The sequence below is a fragment of the Mycobacterium sp. genome, assembly GCF_046095365.1.
GTDB lineage: Bacteria > Actinomycetota > Actinomycetes > Mycobacteriales > Mycobacteriaceae > Mycobacterium.
The window spans coordinates 1-13980 of sequence record NZ_JBJTJF010000028.1; the positions used below are offsets into that span (position 1 = coordinate 1).

At 70.4% G+C, this 13980-nt stretch carries 14 protein-coding genes; 8 read left to right on the forward strand and 6 right to left on the reverse strand.

Translation table 11 applies throughout. The annotated features are described in order from the left end of the window. A partial coding sequence (locus ACKOQ4_RS02200) for an FAD-binding oxidoreductase (protein WP_526288385.1) occupies positions 1-652 on the forward strand: 652 nt, incomplete at its 5' end. Here the strand turns inward: ACKOQ4_RS02200 and ACKOQ4_RS02205 are convergent. After that, positions 649-2187, reverse strand: coding sequence for an amidase (locus ACKOQ4_RS02205; RefSeq protein ID WP_526288387.1), 1539 nt, complete (start codon positions 2185-2187; stop codon positions 649-651). The genes ACKOQ4_RS02200 and ACKOQ4_RS02205 overlap by 4 nt on opposite strands. Positions 2188-2294: 107 nt before the next feature. Here ACKOQ4_RS02205 and ACKOQ4_RS02210 point away from each other — a divergent pair, with 107 nt between their 5' ends. Beyond that, positions 2295-3488 (forward strand): cytochrome P450, encoded by a 1194-nt coding sequence (locus ACKOQ4_RS02210; protein ID WP_526288389.1) that lies wholly within the window; start codon positions 2295-2297, stop codon positions 3486-3488. A 12-nt stretch (positions 3489-3500) separates the two neighbouring features. Here the strand turns inward: ACKOQ4_RS02210 and ACKOQ4_RS02215 are convergent, their stop codons facing one another. From ACKOQ4_RS02215 to ACKOQ4_RS02230, 4 genes are read right to left on the reverse strand one after another with little or no spacing between them, the layout of a single operon-like run. After that, complete coding sequence (locus ACKOQ4_RS02215) at positions 3501-3878, reverse strand: type II toxin-antitoxin system death-on-curing family toxin (RefSeq protein WP_526288391.1); 378 nt, start codon at positions 3876-3878, stop codon at positions 3501-3503. Continuing rightward, positions 3875-4075: a CopG family transcriptional regulator gene (locus ACKOQ4_RS02220; protein WP_526288393.1), complete on the reverse strand. Its 201-nt coding sequence runs from the start codon at positions 4073-4075 to the stop codon at positions 3875-3877. The genes ACKOQ4_RS02215 and ACKOQ4_RS02220 overlap by 4 nt, the downstream gene beginning before the upstream one ends. Before the next feature lie 23 nt (positions 4076-4098). Next, the gene (locus ACKOQ4_RS02225) at positions 4099-5232 is read right to left on the reverse strand and encodes an acyltransferase family protein (protein WP_526288395.1); all 1134 of its coding nucleotides are present in this window, start codon (positions 5230-5232) and stop codon (positions 4099-4101) included. Continuing rightward, complete coding sequence (locus tag ACKOQ4_RS02230; RefSeq protein ID WP_526288397.1) at positions 5229-6935, reverse strand: DEAD/DEAH box helicase; 1707 nt, start codon at positions 6933-6935, stop codon at positions 5229-5231. Before ACKOQ4_RS02230 ends, ACKOQ4_RS02225 begins: the two co-directional genes overlap by 4 nt. A gap of 72 nt (positions 6936-7007) precedes the next feature. Here ACKOQ4_RS02230 and ACKOQ4_RS02235 point away from each other — a divergent pair, with 72 nt between their 5' ends. From ACKOQ4_RS02235 to ACKOQ4_RS02245, 3 genes are all read left to right on the forward strand, one after another. Further along, positions 7008-7553 (forward strand): LppP/LprE family lipoprotein, encoded by a 546-nt coding sequence (locus ACKOQ4_RS02235; protein WP_526288399.1) that lies wholly within the window; start codon positions 7008-7010, stop codon positions 7551-7553. Between the two features lie 94 nt (positions 7554-7647). After that, on the forward strand, positions 7648-8769 hold the full coding sequence (locus tag ACKOQ4_RS02240) for a calcium:cation antiporter (protein WP_526288401.1): 1122 nt from the start codon (positions 7648-7650) through the stop codon (positions 8767-8769). 5 nt (positions 8770-8774) lie between these two features. Next, complete coding sequence (locus ACKOQ4_RS02245; protein WP_526288411.1) at positions 8775-10115, forward strand: FAD-binding oxidoreductase; 1341 nt, start codon at positions 8775-8777, stop codon at positions 10113-10115. Here ACKOQ4_RS02245 and ACKOQ4_RS02250 read toward each other — a convergent pair. Continuing rightward, on the reverse strand, positions 10085-11614 hold the full coding sequence (locus ACKOQ4_RS02250; RefSeq protein ID WP_526288403.1) for a DHA2 family efflux MFS transporter permease subunit: 1530 nt from the start codon (positions 11612-11614) through the stop codon (positions 10085-10087). The two genes, ACKOQ4_RS02245 and ACKOQ4_RS02250, sit on opposite strands and share 31 nt — an antisense overlap. A 93-nt stretch (positions 11615-11707) precedes the next feature. On the opposite strand from ACKOQ4_RS02250, the gene ACKOQ4_RS02255 reads away from it, so the two are divergent. The 3 genes from ACKOQ4_RS02255 to ACKOQ4_RS02265 all read left to right on the forward strand — a co-directional run. Next, the gene (locus tag ACKOQ4_RS02255) at positions 11708-12811 is read left to right on the forward strand and encodes an Rv2629 family ribosome hibernation factor (protein WP_526288405.1); all 1104 of its coding nucleotides are present in this window, start codon (positions 11708-11710) and stop codon (positions 12809-12811) included. A 100-nt stretch (positions 12812-12911) separates the two neighbouring features. Continuing rightward, complete coding sequence (locus ACKOQ4_RS02260) at positions 12912-13676, forward strand: hypothetical protein (protein WP_526288407.1); 765 nt, start codon at positions 12912-12914, stop codon at positions 13674-13676. Positions 13677-13790: 114 nt separating this feature from the next. Beyond that, a partial coding sequence (locus tag ACKOQ4_RS02265) for a 2-oxoglutarate dehydrogenase E1 subunit family protein (RefSeq protein ID WP_526288409.1) occupies positions 13791-13980 on the forward strand: 190 nt, incomplete at its 3' end.

The following is a 13980-nucleotide window of genomic DNA, read 5'->3' on the forward strand; positions in this document are numbered from 1 at the left end:
CACCGGCACGATCCGGCCCTCGATGCTGGAGTTCATGGACGCCGTCGCAATCAACGCCGTCGAGGACAAACTCAAGATGGGTCTGGACCGCGACGCCGCCGCCATGATGGTGGCCGCCTCCGACGACCGCGGACCGGCCGGGGCCCGGGACGCAGAGTTCATGGCGCGGGTGTTCACCGAAGCCGGCGCCACGGAATGCTTTTCGACCGACGACCCGGTCGAGGGAGAGGCGTTCGTCGCGGCGCGCCGCTACGCGATCCCCGCGGTGGAGGCCAAGGGCTCACTGCTGCTCGAGGACGTCGGGGTGCCACTGCCCCGACTGGCCGATCTGGTCGGCGGGGTGGCGAAGATCGCCGCCGAGGCGGGTCTGACGATCTCGGTGATCGCCCATGCCGGTGACGGCAACACCCACCCGCTGATCGTCTACGACCCCGCCGACGCCGCGATGACGGCGCGGGCGCACAAGGCGTTCGGGGACATCATGGACCTGGCCGTCGGCCTGGGCGGCACCATCACCGGCGAACACGGGGTCGGCCGGCTGAAGAAACCCTGGCTGGCCGGGCAAATCGGCCCGGAGGCGATGGAACTCAACCGGCGGATCAAGGCCGCGCTGGATCCGGGCGGGATTCTGAACCCCGGCGCGGTGATCTAGGGCGCCGGCGGTCGTTTCGCCGCCCACGGCTGGGCGGCCTCGAAGCCGGCGGCGGCCTGCAGCACCAGGGCGTCCTGATGCCGGGCGGCAATGACGTGCAGTCCGACCGGCAGTCCGGCATCGGTGAAACCGCACGGCACGCTGGCCGCCGGGTGGCCGGTCATGTTGAACGTCGGCGTGAACGGGATGCGGGCGTTCCAGATCATCCGGCGTACGTCACCGGTGACGAAAGGCACCCCGCCGGCCGCGGTGGGCGGGGCGTCGAACGGGAACGCCGGCACCGCGCACACCGGCGAGAGCAGCAGGTCGTGGCCGGCAAAGAAGTTCTCCACAGCCTGGAAGACGACGTCCTTGGTCTGCAGCGCCTCGGCGACCTCGACGCCGCTGATGGTCGCGCCGACGTCCATCTGCGCCAGCAGCGTGGGGTCGATCCAGTCCTGGTGGCCGGCGAACTTGGAGCGGGACGCGGCGGCGGTGGTGTACCAGAGGGCCTCCCAGGCCCGAATCGGGTTGGGCCACTTGAGGTTCACCTCCTCGACCGCGCATCCCAGGTCGGAGAACCTCGCCGCGGCAGCGGAGACGAGCCGGCGAACCTCAGGGTCGACGGCGGGGATCCAGCCGTAGTCGAAGGTGAGCGCGACCTTGCGGCCCCTGAGGGACTTCTCCCAGGCTCTGACCGCCCCGGCGAAATCAGGTTTCGGGCCGTCGATGGAGAGGTAGTCGAGGCGCTCCGGGCCCGACCAGACATCCATCAACAGTGCGGCGTCGGCGACCGTGCGGGTCAACGGCCCGTCGTGGCCGACAGCGGCGGCGGTCATCGAGCCGGGATGGCCGATGCGGCCGATGGACGGCTTGAATCCGAAGACGCCGCAACGGTCGGCGGGGATCCGGATCGAGCCCCCGCCGTCGCTGCCGTGGTGCAACGGCCCCAGACCCGCGGCGGCGGCGGCGCCCGCGCCACCGCTGGAGCCACCTGAGTTGTAACCGGCCTTCCACGGGGTGGGGCAGGGCGGCGCCAGCAGGTTGTCGGTGACGTCCTTGTGGGCGAAGGCGGGCAGGTTGGTCTTGCCGAAGATCACCGCGCCGGCCGCGCGGGTGGACGCTGCCAGGGAACCGTCCTGGGCGGCCGCCGCGGTCGGGGTGATCCGGCTGCCGTTCGTGGTCGGCATGCCCTTGACGTTCGCCCCGTCCTTGATGCTCACCGGCAGTCCGTGCAACAGCCCGAGCGAGCCGCCCTTCATCACCGCGTCCTCGGCCGCTTTGGCCGCGGCCATCGCGCCGTCCCGGTCGAGGTGCAGGAAGGCGTGGAGGTCGGCATTGAGCCGCTCCGCGCGGTCCAGCACCGCGCGAGTCAGTTCGACCGGGGACAATGTCTTGTCCCGGATCAGCCGGGCCAGTTCGGTGGCCGGAGTCCAGACGAGTTCGTCGTCGGCCGGTCCGGTGGCCGCGGGTTTGGACCCACCGCAGCCGGAAAGCACCGCCGCGGCCCCGGCGGCGGCGACGAGGAACTGGCGGCGGGTCGGCTCGGGGGTCATGGCGGAAGCGTAGTTCGCAGGCGACGCCCGGGTTCCCGAAGTTCGCTGGGACGCTGTGCCGAACCGGCGCCATTGACACCGGGGCGCCGCTGTCGTAGGCACGAGGGATGCCCTTCGAACTCCGCGCCGGCGGCACCTGGGCCGACCCCTGGCCGATGTACGCCGACCTGCGCGAGCACGACCCGGTCCACCACGTCGTGCCGGACAACTCTGCGCACGACTACTGGGTGCTGTCCCGGCACGCCGATATCTGGGCGGCCGCGCGCGACCATGAGACGTTCTCCTCCGCTCAGGGCCTGACCGTCAACTACGGCGAACTGGAACTCATCGGACTGGCCGACAACCCGCCGATGGTGATGCAGGACCCGCCCGCGCACACCGAGTTCCGCAAGCTCGTCGCCCGCGGGTTCACCCCCCGCCAGGTCGAGGCCGTCGAACCCAAGGTCCGCGAGTTCGTCATCGAGCGCGTCGAAGGGCTGCGCGCCGCCGGGGGCGGCGACATCGTCGCCGAGTTGTTCAAACCGCTGCCGTCCATGGTCGTGGCACACTACCTCGGGGTGCCCGCCGTCGACCGGGCCCGCTTCGACGGCTGGACCGAGGCCATCGTGGCGGCCAGCGCCGAGCCGAGCGGACTGGCCGGGGCCGGCGAAGCGGTGCTGGAGCTGATGGGCTACTTCACCGAACTCATCGAGCGCCGCCGCCGCGACCCGGGCGACGACACGGTGTCCCATCTGGTGGCGGCCGGCGTCGGCGCCGACGGCGACGCCCGCGGACTTCTGTCCATCCTTGCGTTCACCTTCACCATGGTCACCGGCGGCAACGACACCACCACCGGATTGCTGGGCGGCGCAGTGCAATCGCTGCACCACAACCCCGATCAGCGCAAGCTGCTGGCCGAGCAGCCGGAGCTGATTCCCGACGCGGTGGAGGAGTTCCTGCGCCTCACCTCCCCGGTCCAGGGCCTGGCCCGAACCGCCACCCGGGACGTCACCGTCGAGGGCACAACCATCCCGGCCGGCCGCAAGGTGCTGCTGCTCTACGCGTCGGGTAACCGCGACGAGCGCCAGTACGGCCCCGACGCCGCCGAGCTCGACGTGCTCCGCCGGCCGCGCAACATCCTGACCTTCGGCCACGGCGCACACCACTGCCTGGGCGCGGCGGCGGCCCGCATGCAGGCCCGGACGGCGCTTGCCGAGTTGCTGGCCCGCTGCCCGGAGTTCGAGGTCGACGAGTCCGGAATCACCTGGGCGGGAGGCAATTACGTGCGAAGGCCACTGAGCGTGCCGGTACGGATCGGGTGAGCGCAGGCCGAGTCATTCGACGATACCCGCCATTCGCAGCGCGATCTGGTGCACTGAGTCGAGGTCTCTCGTTGCCACCGCGATCACCAGGTCGAACAACTCGTCCTCAGCGCTTCCCGGCACGTGGTGGCCGTTGAGTTCGTAGAACAAGGCGGTTGCCACGAAGGCCGTGCGCTTGTTCCCGTCGATCAGGGCGTGGTTGGTCGCGAGCGATTGCAGCAGCGCCGCGGCCTTCTCATGGACTCCCGGGTAGGCGTCCTCGCCGAAAACCGTGGCTTGCGGCCGCAAGACGGCGGACTCCAGCAAACCGTAATCACCCACCTCCGCGGGGTGCCCGAGATGCGCCTCCGCGGCAGCGAGCACATCGTCGAGGGTGAGATGGTCGGTCACGCCTCAGCGAGGCGCTTAAGCAGGCCCTCGTGTTCTTCAACGATGCGGCCCACGATCTCGTCACGCCGCGCTGTTCGGCGCTCGAGGTAGTCATCGACAGCCTTCAGAACAGCTGCGTGCATGGAGATGCCGTCACGTTCGGCAGCGGCACGAAGCTTGGCGGCCTGTTCGTCCGACAGCCGGAGGGTCATGGCCATGGTTCCATGATACCAGGGTGGTATCAACGCACCCGGGTGAACCGGTGCAGCACCCACGCCACCGGGATGCTCAGCAGCATGGTCGTGACGAACAACCCGGCGGTGTTGCCGGTGTAGACCTGCCAGTGCAGCACCACGGTCATGGCGATCTCCATCAGGATGAGGTGCACGAGGAAGATCTCGTAGGAGATCTCCCCCAGCCACACCATCGGCCGGGCGGCCAGCAGCCGTGTGTACCAGCCGGAGTCGCCCAGCGCGGGCGGCGCGAGCAGCAGGGTGGCGATCACCGCGTAGAAGACCATCTTCACCACCGCCTGCGCCAGGCCGGTCGGGGAGGTCTGCGGCTCTCCGGCGATCGGTGTGCAGACGATCACGTAGCACAGCAGCGCCAGCGGGACCGCGACGAAACCGTAGGCGCGTACCCGCATGGCGGCCAGCACGGTCAGTGCCATCCCGCCGACGAACCATGCCAGATATCCGGGCAGCCACAGCCGCGCCCCGTCGGGCAGGAAGTCGGTGGTGTGCACCAGAACCATCCAGGCCAGGCTCAGGACGAACAGTCCGCCGAGCCCGGCCAGCAGCAGCACCGGCCGCCAGACTCGCCGGCACAGCACGACCATCAGCAGATAGGCCAGGACCGGCAGGGCGAGGTAGAACGCGACTTCCACCGCCAGACTCCACATCTGGGTCAGACCCTGGTGCAGCAGCGCGAAGGCATAGTTGTCGGTGTAGATCTGGGTGAGTGTCGCGTTGCGGAACAGGCCCCACCAGGTGTGGCCGGGGTTGGGCCCGCCGTCGCGGAAGTGGTAGATCAGATACGCCGTCAGCACCGTGACGAGGTAGGCCGGCATGATGCGCCGGATCCGGTTGCGGGCGTAGCGCTTCAGCGACGGCGCCGGGCCGCCCGATTGAGCGGCCCGCACCCACGGCCCGAACAGCAGATAGCCCGAGAGCACGAAGAAGATCGGCACGCCGATCTCCATCCGCGAGTAGACCAGCCCGACGAACCCGTGGGTGTACTTGCCGGTGGTGTACGCGGCGTGGGTGGCGACGACCAGCAGAGCGGCGACCGCACGGATGCCGGTGAGCGCGGGAACCCGGTCGACGCCGGAGACGGCTTCCAGGCCGCCCTGATCGACCTCGACGGAGGTGGTCATTGCTTGGGGTGGCGCGGCTTTCCGCCGGTTGGCCGGGGACCGGAGGCTCGGCCGCGGTCGGGCTTGATGTCGATCAGCACACCCTGAATGCGGGTGCTCTCGAGCTTTTTCCAGGCTTCCTTAGGCAGCCTTGCGGGCAACTCGACCAGCGAGTGGTCCACCTTGATGGTGATGTGGCCGAAGTCGCTGCGGTGCAGGCCGCCCTCGTTGGCGATGGCCCCGACGATCGCACCGGGGTTCACCTTGTGCCGTTTGCCGACGGCGATCCGGTAGGTGGCCAGGTCGTCGCGCACCTTGCGGGGGGCTCGTTCCCGTGCCGGACGTTCGGGGCGTTCCCGACGGCTCTCCGGCGGCGGTTCGGTCATCAGGAACTCCGCACCGTCGCGGCTCTGCAGCGCCAGCGCAGCGGCGATGTCGGCCATCGGAACGTCGTTGTCGCGTTCGTAGTCCTCGATCAGCCGCCGGAACATCTCGAAGCCGGGAGCGTTGAGCGCATCGGAGATCGAGTCGCGGAACTTCCCCACCCGCTGGGCGTTGACGTCCTCGACAGACGGCAGCTGACCCTCGACCAGCTTCTGGCGGGTGACCCGCTCGATGGAGTTCAGCAGGTGCCGTTCGCGTGGGGTGACGAACAGCAGCGCCGTGCCCGAGCGGCCGGCCCGGCCGGTGCGCCCGATGCGGTGCACATAGGACTCCGGGTCGTGCGGGATGTCGAAGTTCACCACATGCGAGATGCGTTCCACGTCAAGACCTCTGGCGGCCACATCGGTGGCCACCAGGATGTCGATGGTGCCGTCCTTGAGCGCAGAGATGGTGCGCTCGCGCACCGCCTGCGGAATGTCACCGTTGATTGCCGCCGCCGCGAACCCGCGCGCCCGCAGCTTCTCGGCGACCTCCTCGGTGGCCTGCTTGGTGCGGACGAACACGATCATCGCGTCGCCCTGCTCGACCTCGAGCAGCCGGGTCAACGCGTCCATCTTGCGCGGGTAGGACACCAGGAAATAGCGCTGGGTGATGTTCTCGGCGGTCTGAGTCTTCGACTTGACGGTCACCTCGACCGGATCATGCAGATACTTGGTGGTGATCTTCTTGATACCCGGCGGCATGGTGGCCGAGAACAACGCGACCTGTTTGTACTCGGGGGTGTCGGCCAAGATGCGTTCGACGTCCTCGGCGAAACCCATCTGCAGCATCTCGTCGGCCTCGTCGAGCACCAGATAGTCCAGGTGCGACAGGTCCAGGCTGCCCTTCTCCAGATGGTCGATGACCCGGCCGGGTGTTCCCACAACGACCTGCGCGCCGCGCTTGAGGCCGGCCAGCTGCGGGACATACGAGGATCCGCCGTAAATCGGCAGCACATTGATCTTGAGGTGCGCGCCGTAGCGGCTGAACGCCTCTGCGACCTGCAGGGCCAACTCGCGGGTCGGGGCCAGCACCAGTGCCTGGGTGACGCGGCTGGCCGGGTCGATCTTGGACAGGATCGGAATCGCGAACGCCGCGGTCTTGCCGGTTCCGGTCTGGGCCAGCCCCACCACATCGGAGCCGGCCAGCAGCGCCGGGATGGTGGCGGCCTGGATGGCCGACGGGGTTTCATAGCCGACCTCGGCCACGGCCTGCAGCACCGCGGGGTGGATGTGCAGTTCGGCGAAGGTTTCGGCGGGCACGGCGGCAGCCTCGGCCGAGCCATGCTGGGGGGGCGTCATTGTGCGTCGAGTCTAGTGCGTGCGCGCGTCGCGTCCGGTCGGCCGGGGGCCGCGCCGGTACCGTGCTGCGGTGTGTGGAATCGGCTGGCGGCCGCGACGGTGGGTCTTGCCGCCGGAGCCGTGCTGACGGCCTGCAGCTCCGGGGACTCCACGGTGTCCAAGACCCCGCTGCCGACGACGACGGTGTCGGCTCCCGCGGCCGCGCCGCCGGCCGCACCCGCGCCGTCGACTCCCCCGCCGCCGGACCCGTGCGCGGTCGACCTCGCCGCGCCGGCCATCGCCAAGGCCGTCTCCGAACTGCCCCGCGACCCGCGCAGCCAGCAGGGCTGGAACCCCGAACCGGTGGCGGGCAACTACAACGAGTGCGCGCCGCTGTCGGCGGTGATCGTCAAGGCCAACACCAACGCCGACAACCCGAACACCCGGGCGGTGATGTTCCACCTCGGCAAGTACATCCCCAGCGGTATCCCGGACACCTACGGGTTCAACGGGATCGACCCCACCCAGAGCACCGGCGACACCGTGGCGCTGACCTTCGCCGGCGGAATGGGCCTGCAGAGCGTGGTGCGCTTCCGCTGGAACGGCAACGGCGTGGAACTGATCGGCAACACCCGATGACGCGCGCGGCGATGCTGGCCGCCGGCCGGACCTGACCGATCCCGCCGGCTGAACTTCGCCACGGCGGTGCGCCGGACTTCACTATGGTCACGTGGTGGACACCAGCACGCGGCAGGCCGAACCCCGTTGGGCCGTGGTGGCGCCGGGACTGGCGCTGGCGGTGCTGCTGGCCACCTGGGCAAGCCACGACCATCCGCTGACACTGGCGCTGATCGCGGTCTGTCTGGCGGCGGCGGTGCTGGCCGCGGTCCACCACGCGGAGGTGGTCGCGCTGCGGGTCGGCGAGCCGCTCGGCTCGCTGGTGCTGGCCGTGGCGGTGACGGTGATCGAAGTCGGCCTGATCGTGATGCTGATGATCGGTGGTGGGCCGGGCGCGTCCACCTACGCGCGCGACACCGTCTTCGCGGCGGTCATGATCACCCTCAACGGCATCGCCGGGATCAGCCTTCTGGTCGGGGCGCTGCGGCACCGCCTGGTTGTGTTCAACGCCTCAGGCTCCGGTTCGGCGCTGGCCACCGTGGTCACCCTGGCCGGGGTGTGCCTGGTGCTGCCCGGGTTCACCGTCAGCGAGGCCGGACTGCGGTACTCGACCTCCCAGCTGGCCTTCGCCGCGGTCGCGTCGGTGATCATCTACTGCACGTTCGTCTTCACCCAGACCGTCCGCCATCGCGACTTCTTCGTGCCGCTGGCCGCCGACGAACACGGCCGGGTCACCGGGCTGCTCGACACCGACGGCGACGGGCACGCCGATCCGCCGTCGGCGCGGACCGCCGCGCTCAGCCTCGGCCTGCTGATCACCGCTCTGGTCGCGGTGGTCGGGCTGGCCAAGCTGCTCTCACCGACCATCGAGGACGTCGTCACCGGACTGGGCCTGCCCTATCCGGTGGTCGGGGTGGTGATCGCCCTGCTGGTGCTGGCACCGGAAACCATTGCCGCCGTGCGCAACGCGGCGCGCAACCATGTGCAGATAAGCCTCAACCTCGCCTACGGTTCGGCGATGGCGTCCATCGGGCTGACCATCCCGACCATCGCCATCGCGATGATCTGGCTGCCCGGCCCGCTGACCCTCGGCCTGGAACCGACGCAGATAGTCTTGCTGACCCTGTCGGTGATCGTCTCGGTGCTGACCCTCGCGCAGGGCCGCGCGCTGCTGCTGCAGGGCATGGTGCACCTGGTGCTGCTGGCGACGTTCCTGTTCCTGTCAGCCCAGCCATGACCGCGCTGGTCGAGCTGCTGGCCGGCATCGTCGGCACTGCCCACTTGAGCACCGAGGCCGACGTGCTGACCGCCCGCAGCGTGGACTGGACCGGCCGCTACCGCGGCACCGCCTCGGCTCTGGTGCGTCCGGCCGACACCGAGGAACTCGCGGCGGTGCTGCGAACCTGCCGCGACGCCGGCGCGCCGGTGACCGTGCAGGGCGGGCGCACCTCGCTGGTGGCCGGCACCGTGCCCGAGCACCGCGACGTGCTGCTGTCCACCGAACGCCTCGCCGGCATCGGCGAGGTCGACACGGCCGAACGGCAGGTGCGGGCGGGAGCCGGTGCGACGCTGGCCGACGTGCAACGTGCCGCGGCGGACGCCGGCCTGGCGGTCGGGGTGGACCTGGCATCGCGCGACTCTGCCACCATCGGCGGGATGGCAGCCACCAACGCCGGCGGCCTGCGCACCGTGCGCTACGGGACGATGCGGGCACAGGTGCTGGGTCTGGATGTCGCCCTTCCCGACGGCTCGGTGCTGCGGCGGCGCCCGGCGGTCCGCACCGACAACACCGGATACGACCTGACCGCGCTGTTCGTCGGCGCTGAGGGCACCCTCGGGGTGATCACCTCGGTGGACCTGCGCCTGTACCCGGTTCCCGCCCACCGGGTGGCGGCGGTGTGCGGTTTCAACGACCTCGCCGCGCTGGTGGACACCGGCCGCCGGCTGCGCGACCTGGAGTCGATCGCCGCGCTGGAACTCATCGACGGCCGGGCCGCGGCGCTGGTCGCCGGGCACACGGACGGTGCGGCTCCGGTCACCGGTGACTGGCTGCTGCTGGCCGAACTGGCCGGCGACACCGACCAGACCGAGCGGCTGGCCGCGGCCCTGAGCGGCACGAGCCCTACCGCGGTGCCGGCTGTCGGCGCGGACGCCGCCGCACGACAGCGGCTGTGGCGGTTGCGGGAGTCGATGACGGAAGTGGCCGGGATGTTCGGCCCGCCGGTGAAATTCGATGTCTCGCTTCCCCTTTCGGCCATCGCCGGATTCGCCGCCCAATCCGCTGAGCTGGTGTCCCGGTACGCGCCGTCCGGGGTGCCCGTCCTGTTCGGCCATGTCGGAGAGGGCAACCTGCACCTCAACGTGCTGCGCTGCGACCCCGACCAGGAAGCGCTGATCTACCCGGTGATGATGGAACTCATCGCGGCCCACGGCGGAAACGTCAGTTCCGAGCACGGCGTTGGCACCCGCAAGCGCGGATACCTGGCCATGTCCCGCCAGCCCGCCGATATCGCCGTGATGCGCGCCGTCAAGGCGGCACTGGACCCGACCGGCTACCTCAACCCGGCGGTGCTGTTCGACTGACCCCGGGCCGGCCGGCCGCGGGTGCGCTTGAGGGACGGACCCCGAATCCGCCGCCCACCGCCGACCATGAAGGCCGCGGCCAGCACTCCGGCAAGAGCCACGAATGCCGGCAGCAGCATCGACTGGGACATCGCCACGGTGAAGGGGGCATGCAGGGCCGTCGGCAGGTGCATCACGTCGTAGTCGCCTCCGCCAGCGGGACCCGGAGCGGCAGCGGGTATTTCGGCCCGGATCCGCGAGGACATCAACGCGGCCATGCTGGCGCTGCCGAGGACGGCCCCGATCTGACGGGTGGTGTTGTACACCCCCGAGCCGGCGCCGGCCAGCCGGGGCGGGAGGTTTCGGATGGCGGTCGCGCCCAGCGGGGCGAAGATGAACGCCATCGAGACCCCGACGACGGTCAACGGAATCAGCAGCCGGCCCACCGGCGTCGCGGGCGTCATCTCGGCCGACAGCCACAGCAGCGCGAGCAACAGCGTCGAGAACCCGAAACCGATGATCGGCCGGGGATGGGCCCGGTCGACGATCCGCCCGACGATCGGCGCGAGGATTCCGCTGGCCACCGCCATCGGTGCGGTCAGCAGTGCCGCGCGGGTGGGGCTCAGCCCGCAGACCGACTGTGCGTAGAACATCAGCGGCAGCAGCATGGCGGTCGAGGAGAACCCGATCGCCGCGATGCCGATGTTGGCCAGGCTGAAGTTACGGTCGCCGAAGATCGCCAGCGGGATCAGCGGCTCCCGCCGGTTGACCCGCTGCCAATGGACGAACGCCGCCATCACCGCCAGGCCGGTCGCGATGCTCGCCCAGATCCACCGATTCCACTCGCGGGTCTGGCCCTCCTGCAGACCGAACACGATCAGGAAGAGGCCGATTCCGGAGAGCACCACGCCGATGGTGTCGAAACGGTGCGGGTGGGTGTCCAGCGCCGGGATCAGCCGGACCGCCATGAGAAGTCCGATGATGCCGATCGGCACGTTGACGAAGAAGATCCACGACCAGCCGAGGTGGTCGACGAGCACGCCGCCGGCCAGCGGCCCGGTCAGAGTGGCCACCCCCGCGGTGGCTCCCCACATACTCAGCGCCACGCCGCGGCGCTCCGGAGGGAAGATCCGGGTGATCGTCGACAGCGTCTGCGGGGTCAGCAGCGCCGCACCCACGCCCTGCACCACCCGCGCCGCGATCAGCATTCCGATCGACCCGGACAGCCCGCACCACAGCGAGGCCGCGGTGAACACCGCCAGGCCCGCGATGTAGAGGTTCTTCGCGCCGAAGCGGTCGCCGAGGCGGCCGGCCAGCAGCAGCGGCACCGCATAGGCCAGCAGGTAGGCGCTGGTGACCCAGACGATCTGGTCGTAGTCGGTGATCTTCAGCGCCGCCATGATGCTGGGGTTGGCCACCGCGACGATGGTCGAGTCGACCAGGATCATGAAGAAGCCGACCAGCATGGCCCACAAAGCGTTCCACGGTTTGCCCGGGTATCCGGACGCCGCGGCCGTCATAGCCGTCGATGCTGCCAGTAGTCCGGCCGATGGCCCCTGCCGGGTGGGTGTTGTTAGGTTTGAAAACGGGCGGGAGAGTCAAGGTGAGAGTCCATGCACCCCGACCGTTTCCGGGCCCTGGTGGACGCGACGGCGACGGGACCATTCGTCTCGCTCTACTTCGACGACTCGCACGACACAGCGGACGCCGCCTCCCAACTGGACTCCAGGCTGCGCGACGTCCGTAAACACCTTCAGGACGCGGCTGTGGACGCCGCCGTCGTCGAGACGCTCGACTGCGCGGTGCGGTCCGCGCGGCCACCGGCGGGGCGCAGCGGGCGCGCAGTGATCACCTCGGGCGCGACGGTGGTGCTCGACGAGCACCTGGCGGTGCCGCCCGTCACGACGACGCTGCGGGTCTCGGCGCTGCCCTACATCGTCCCGGTGGTCGAGCACGGCATGTTCGACACCCGCTACCTGCTGGTTGCCGTCGACCACACCGGTGCCGACATCGTCCTGCGCGACGGCGGCAGCCACGCCGAAAGCGTGCGGGGCAGCGGATACCCGGTGCACCTGGCACACCAGGCCGAGGCCGGGGAGTACGGCGGAGCGCAGGGCAGGGTCGAGGAGGCCGTCCGCAGGAACATCCGAGAGGTCGCCGGACGGCTCACCCACCTGGTCGACGAGCACAGGATCGAGACCGTGTTCATCGCCGGGGACGCCCGCGCGGATCTGGCCGCCGCCCTGCCCGACCGCGTCGCCGGCATGGTCGTGCAGGTGCACGGCGGCGGGCGCGCCCGCGGCATCGACACCGCCGAGGTGCACCGCGAGATCGCCGAGGAGTTCACCAGGCGGCGGCGCGCGGCGGTCGAGGCCGCCGCGCAGCGCTTCGCGGCCGGCCACGGAACCGGCCTGGCGGTGGCGGGCCTGGCCGACGTCACCGCCGCGCTGCGCGACGGGGCGGTCGACACCCTGATCATCGGTGATCTCGGTGCGGCCACCGTGGTCGCCGACCACGACCGGCTCGAGGTGATCGGACCCGACGCCGGGACCGTCTCGGATCTGGGCGGCTCCCCCGACCGGATACTGCGCGCCGACGAGGCACTTCCCCTGCTGGCGGTGGCCACCGGGGCCGCGCTGGTCCGCGCCGACGGGCGACACCCGCCCGCCGGCGGGGTGGGGGCCGTGCTGCGGTACGCCGGCGTGGGCGGGCGGTAGCGCCCGGGAGACGGAGATCACGTTCGGGCACCACCGCGGCGTCGCCGTTCGTTAGCCTGACGTCAGCCCAGAAGATCTCTGGCTCACAGGAAGGCCCGCGATGAGGCTTCGCCGTAAGCGGACGACGGAGAACCTGCCGGCGTCACCGGAGGAGGCCGGGGTGTCGGCCAAGATCCTCTCCCACGTCCTGGAGTCCAGTGCGCGGGTGCAGGCCCCGGCGGTGCGGGCCTACGTCGCCCGGTTGCGCCGGTCCAACCCCGAAGCCTCCCCCGCGGAGATCGTCGCCAAACTGGAGAAGCACTACCTGGCTGCGGTGATGGCCAGCGGTGCGGCGGTCGGCTCGGCGGCGGCCTTCCCGGGCATCGGAACGCTGACCGCGTTGTCGGCGGTGGCCGGCGAGACGGTGCTGTTCCTCGAGGCGACCGCGGCGTTCGTCCTCGCCGTGGCCGACGTCCACGGGATACCCGTCGAACAGCGCGACCGGCGCCGGGCCCTGGTGCTCAGCGTGCTCGTCGGCGACGAGGGCAAGGGCGAGGTTCGCGACCTGCTCGGACCCGGCCGCACCAGCGGCGCCTGGCTGGCCGAGGCCGAGCTGCTGCCGCTACCGGTGGTCTCCCAACTCAACACCCGGCTCATGCAGTACTTCGTCAAGAAATACACGATCAAGCGCACCGCGATGGCATTCGGGAAGCTGCTGCCGGTCGGTATCGGCGCCGCGATCGGCGGCGGCGGCAACCGGATGATGGGCCGCAAGATCGTCGACAATGCCCGTACCGCGTTCGGCCCGGCGCCGGCCCGGTGGCCGGTGACCCTGCACGTGCTGCCCGGCCTCGATACTCCGCCCGCCATCGAGGAGGCCCGGTAGCGCCGGTCCGCCGCGCCGCGGGCATGCGTCTGAGCTGCTTCGGGGAGGACGCCGACGAGATAGCCTGAAGGCGTCCGCCGACCGCGAGGGCACAGAATCGAGGCGAGCGCTTCCGTGAGCGACACGAGTTCACCTTTCGGCCAGAACGAGTGGCTGGTCGAGGAGATGTACCGAAAGTTCCGCGACGACCCGTCCTCGGTGGACCCGAGCTGGCACGACTTCCTCGCCGGCTATCACCCCGAGGCCGCCGGCCCGGGCAACGGTCAGCCGACTCCCGCGGCCCCGGCCGCGGGAGCCGGTGCGG

What these genes read in the sequence shown, in the direction of transcription:
- ACKOQ4_RS02205 (WP_526288387.1), bottom strand. Translation starts at nt 2,187, where the DNA reads ATGACCCCCGAGCCGACCCGCCGCCAGTTCCTCGTCGCCGCCGCCGGG.
- ACKOQ4_RS02210 (WP_526288389.1), top strand. Translation starts at nt 2,295, where the DNA reads ATGCCCTTCGAACTCCGCGCCGGCGGCACCTGGGCCGACCCCTGGCCG.
- ACKOQ4_RS02220 (WP_526288393.1), bottom strand. Translation starts at nt 4,075, where the DNA reads ATGGCCATGACCCTCCGGCTGTCGGACGAACAGGCCGCCAAGCTTCGT.
- ACKOQ4_RS02225 (WP_526288395.1), bottom strand. Translation starts at nt 5,232, where the DNA reads ATGACCACCTCCGTCGAGGTCGATCAGGGCGGCCTGGAAGCCGTCTCC.
- ACKOQ4_RS02230 (WP_526288397.1), bottom strand. Translation starts at nt 6,935, where the DNA reads ATGACGCCCCCCCAGCATGGCTCGGCCGAGGCTGCCGCCGTGCCCGCC.
- ACKOQ4_RS02250 (WP_526288403.1), bottom strand. Translation starts at nt 11,614, where the DNA reads ATGACGGCCGCGGCGTCCGGATACCCGGGCAAACCGTGGAACGCTTTG.
- ACKOQ4_RS02255 (WP_526288405.1), top strand. Translation starts at nt 11,708, where the DNA reads ATGCACCCCGACCGTTTCCGGGCCCTGGTGGACGCGACGGCGACGGGA.
- ACKOQ4_RS02260 (WP_526288407.1), top strand. Translation starts at nt 12,912, where the DNA reads ATGAGGCTTCGCCGTAAGCGGACGACGGAGAACCTGCCGGCGTCACCG.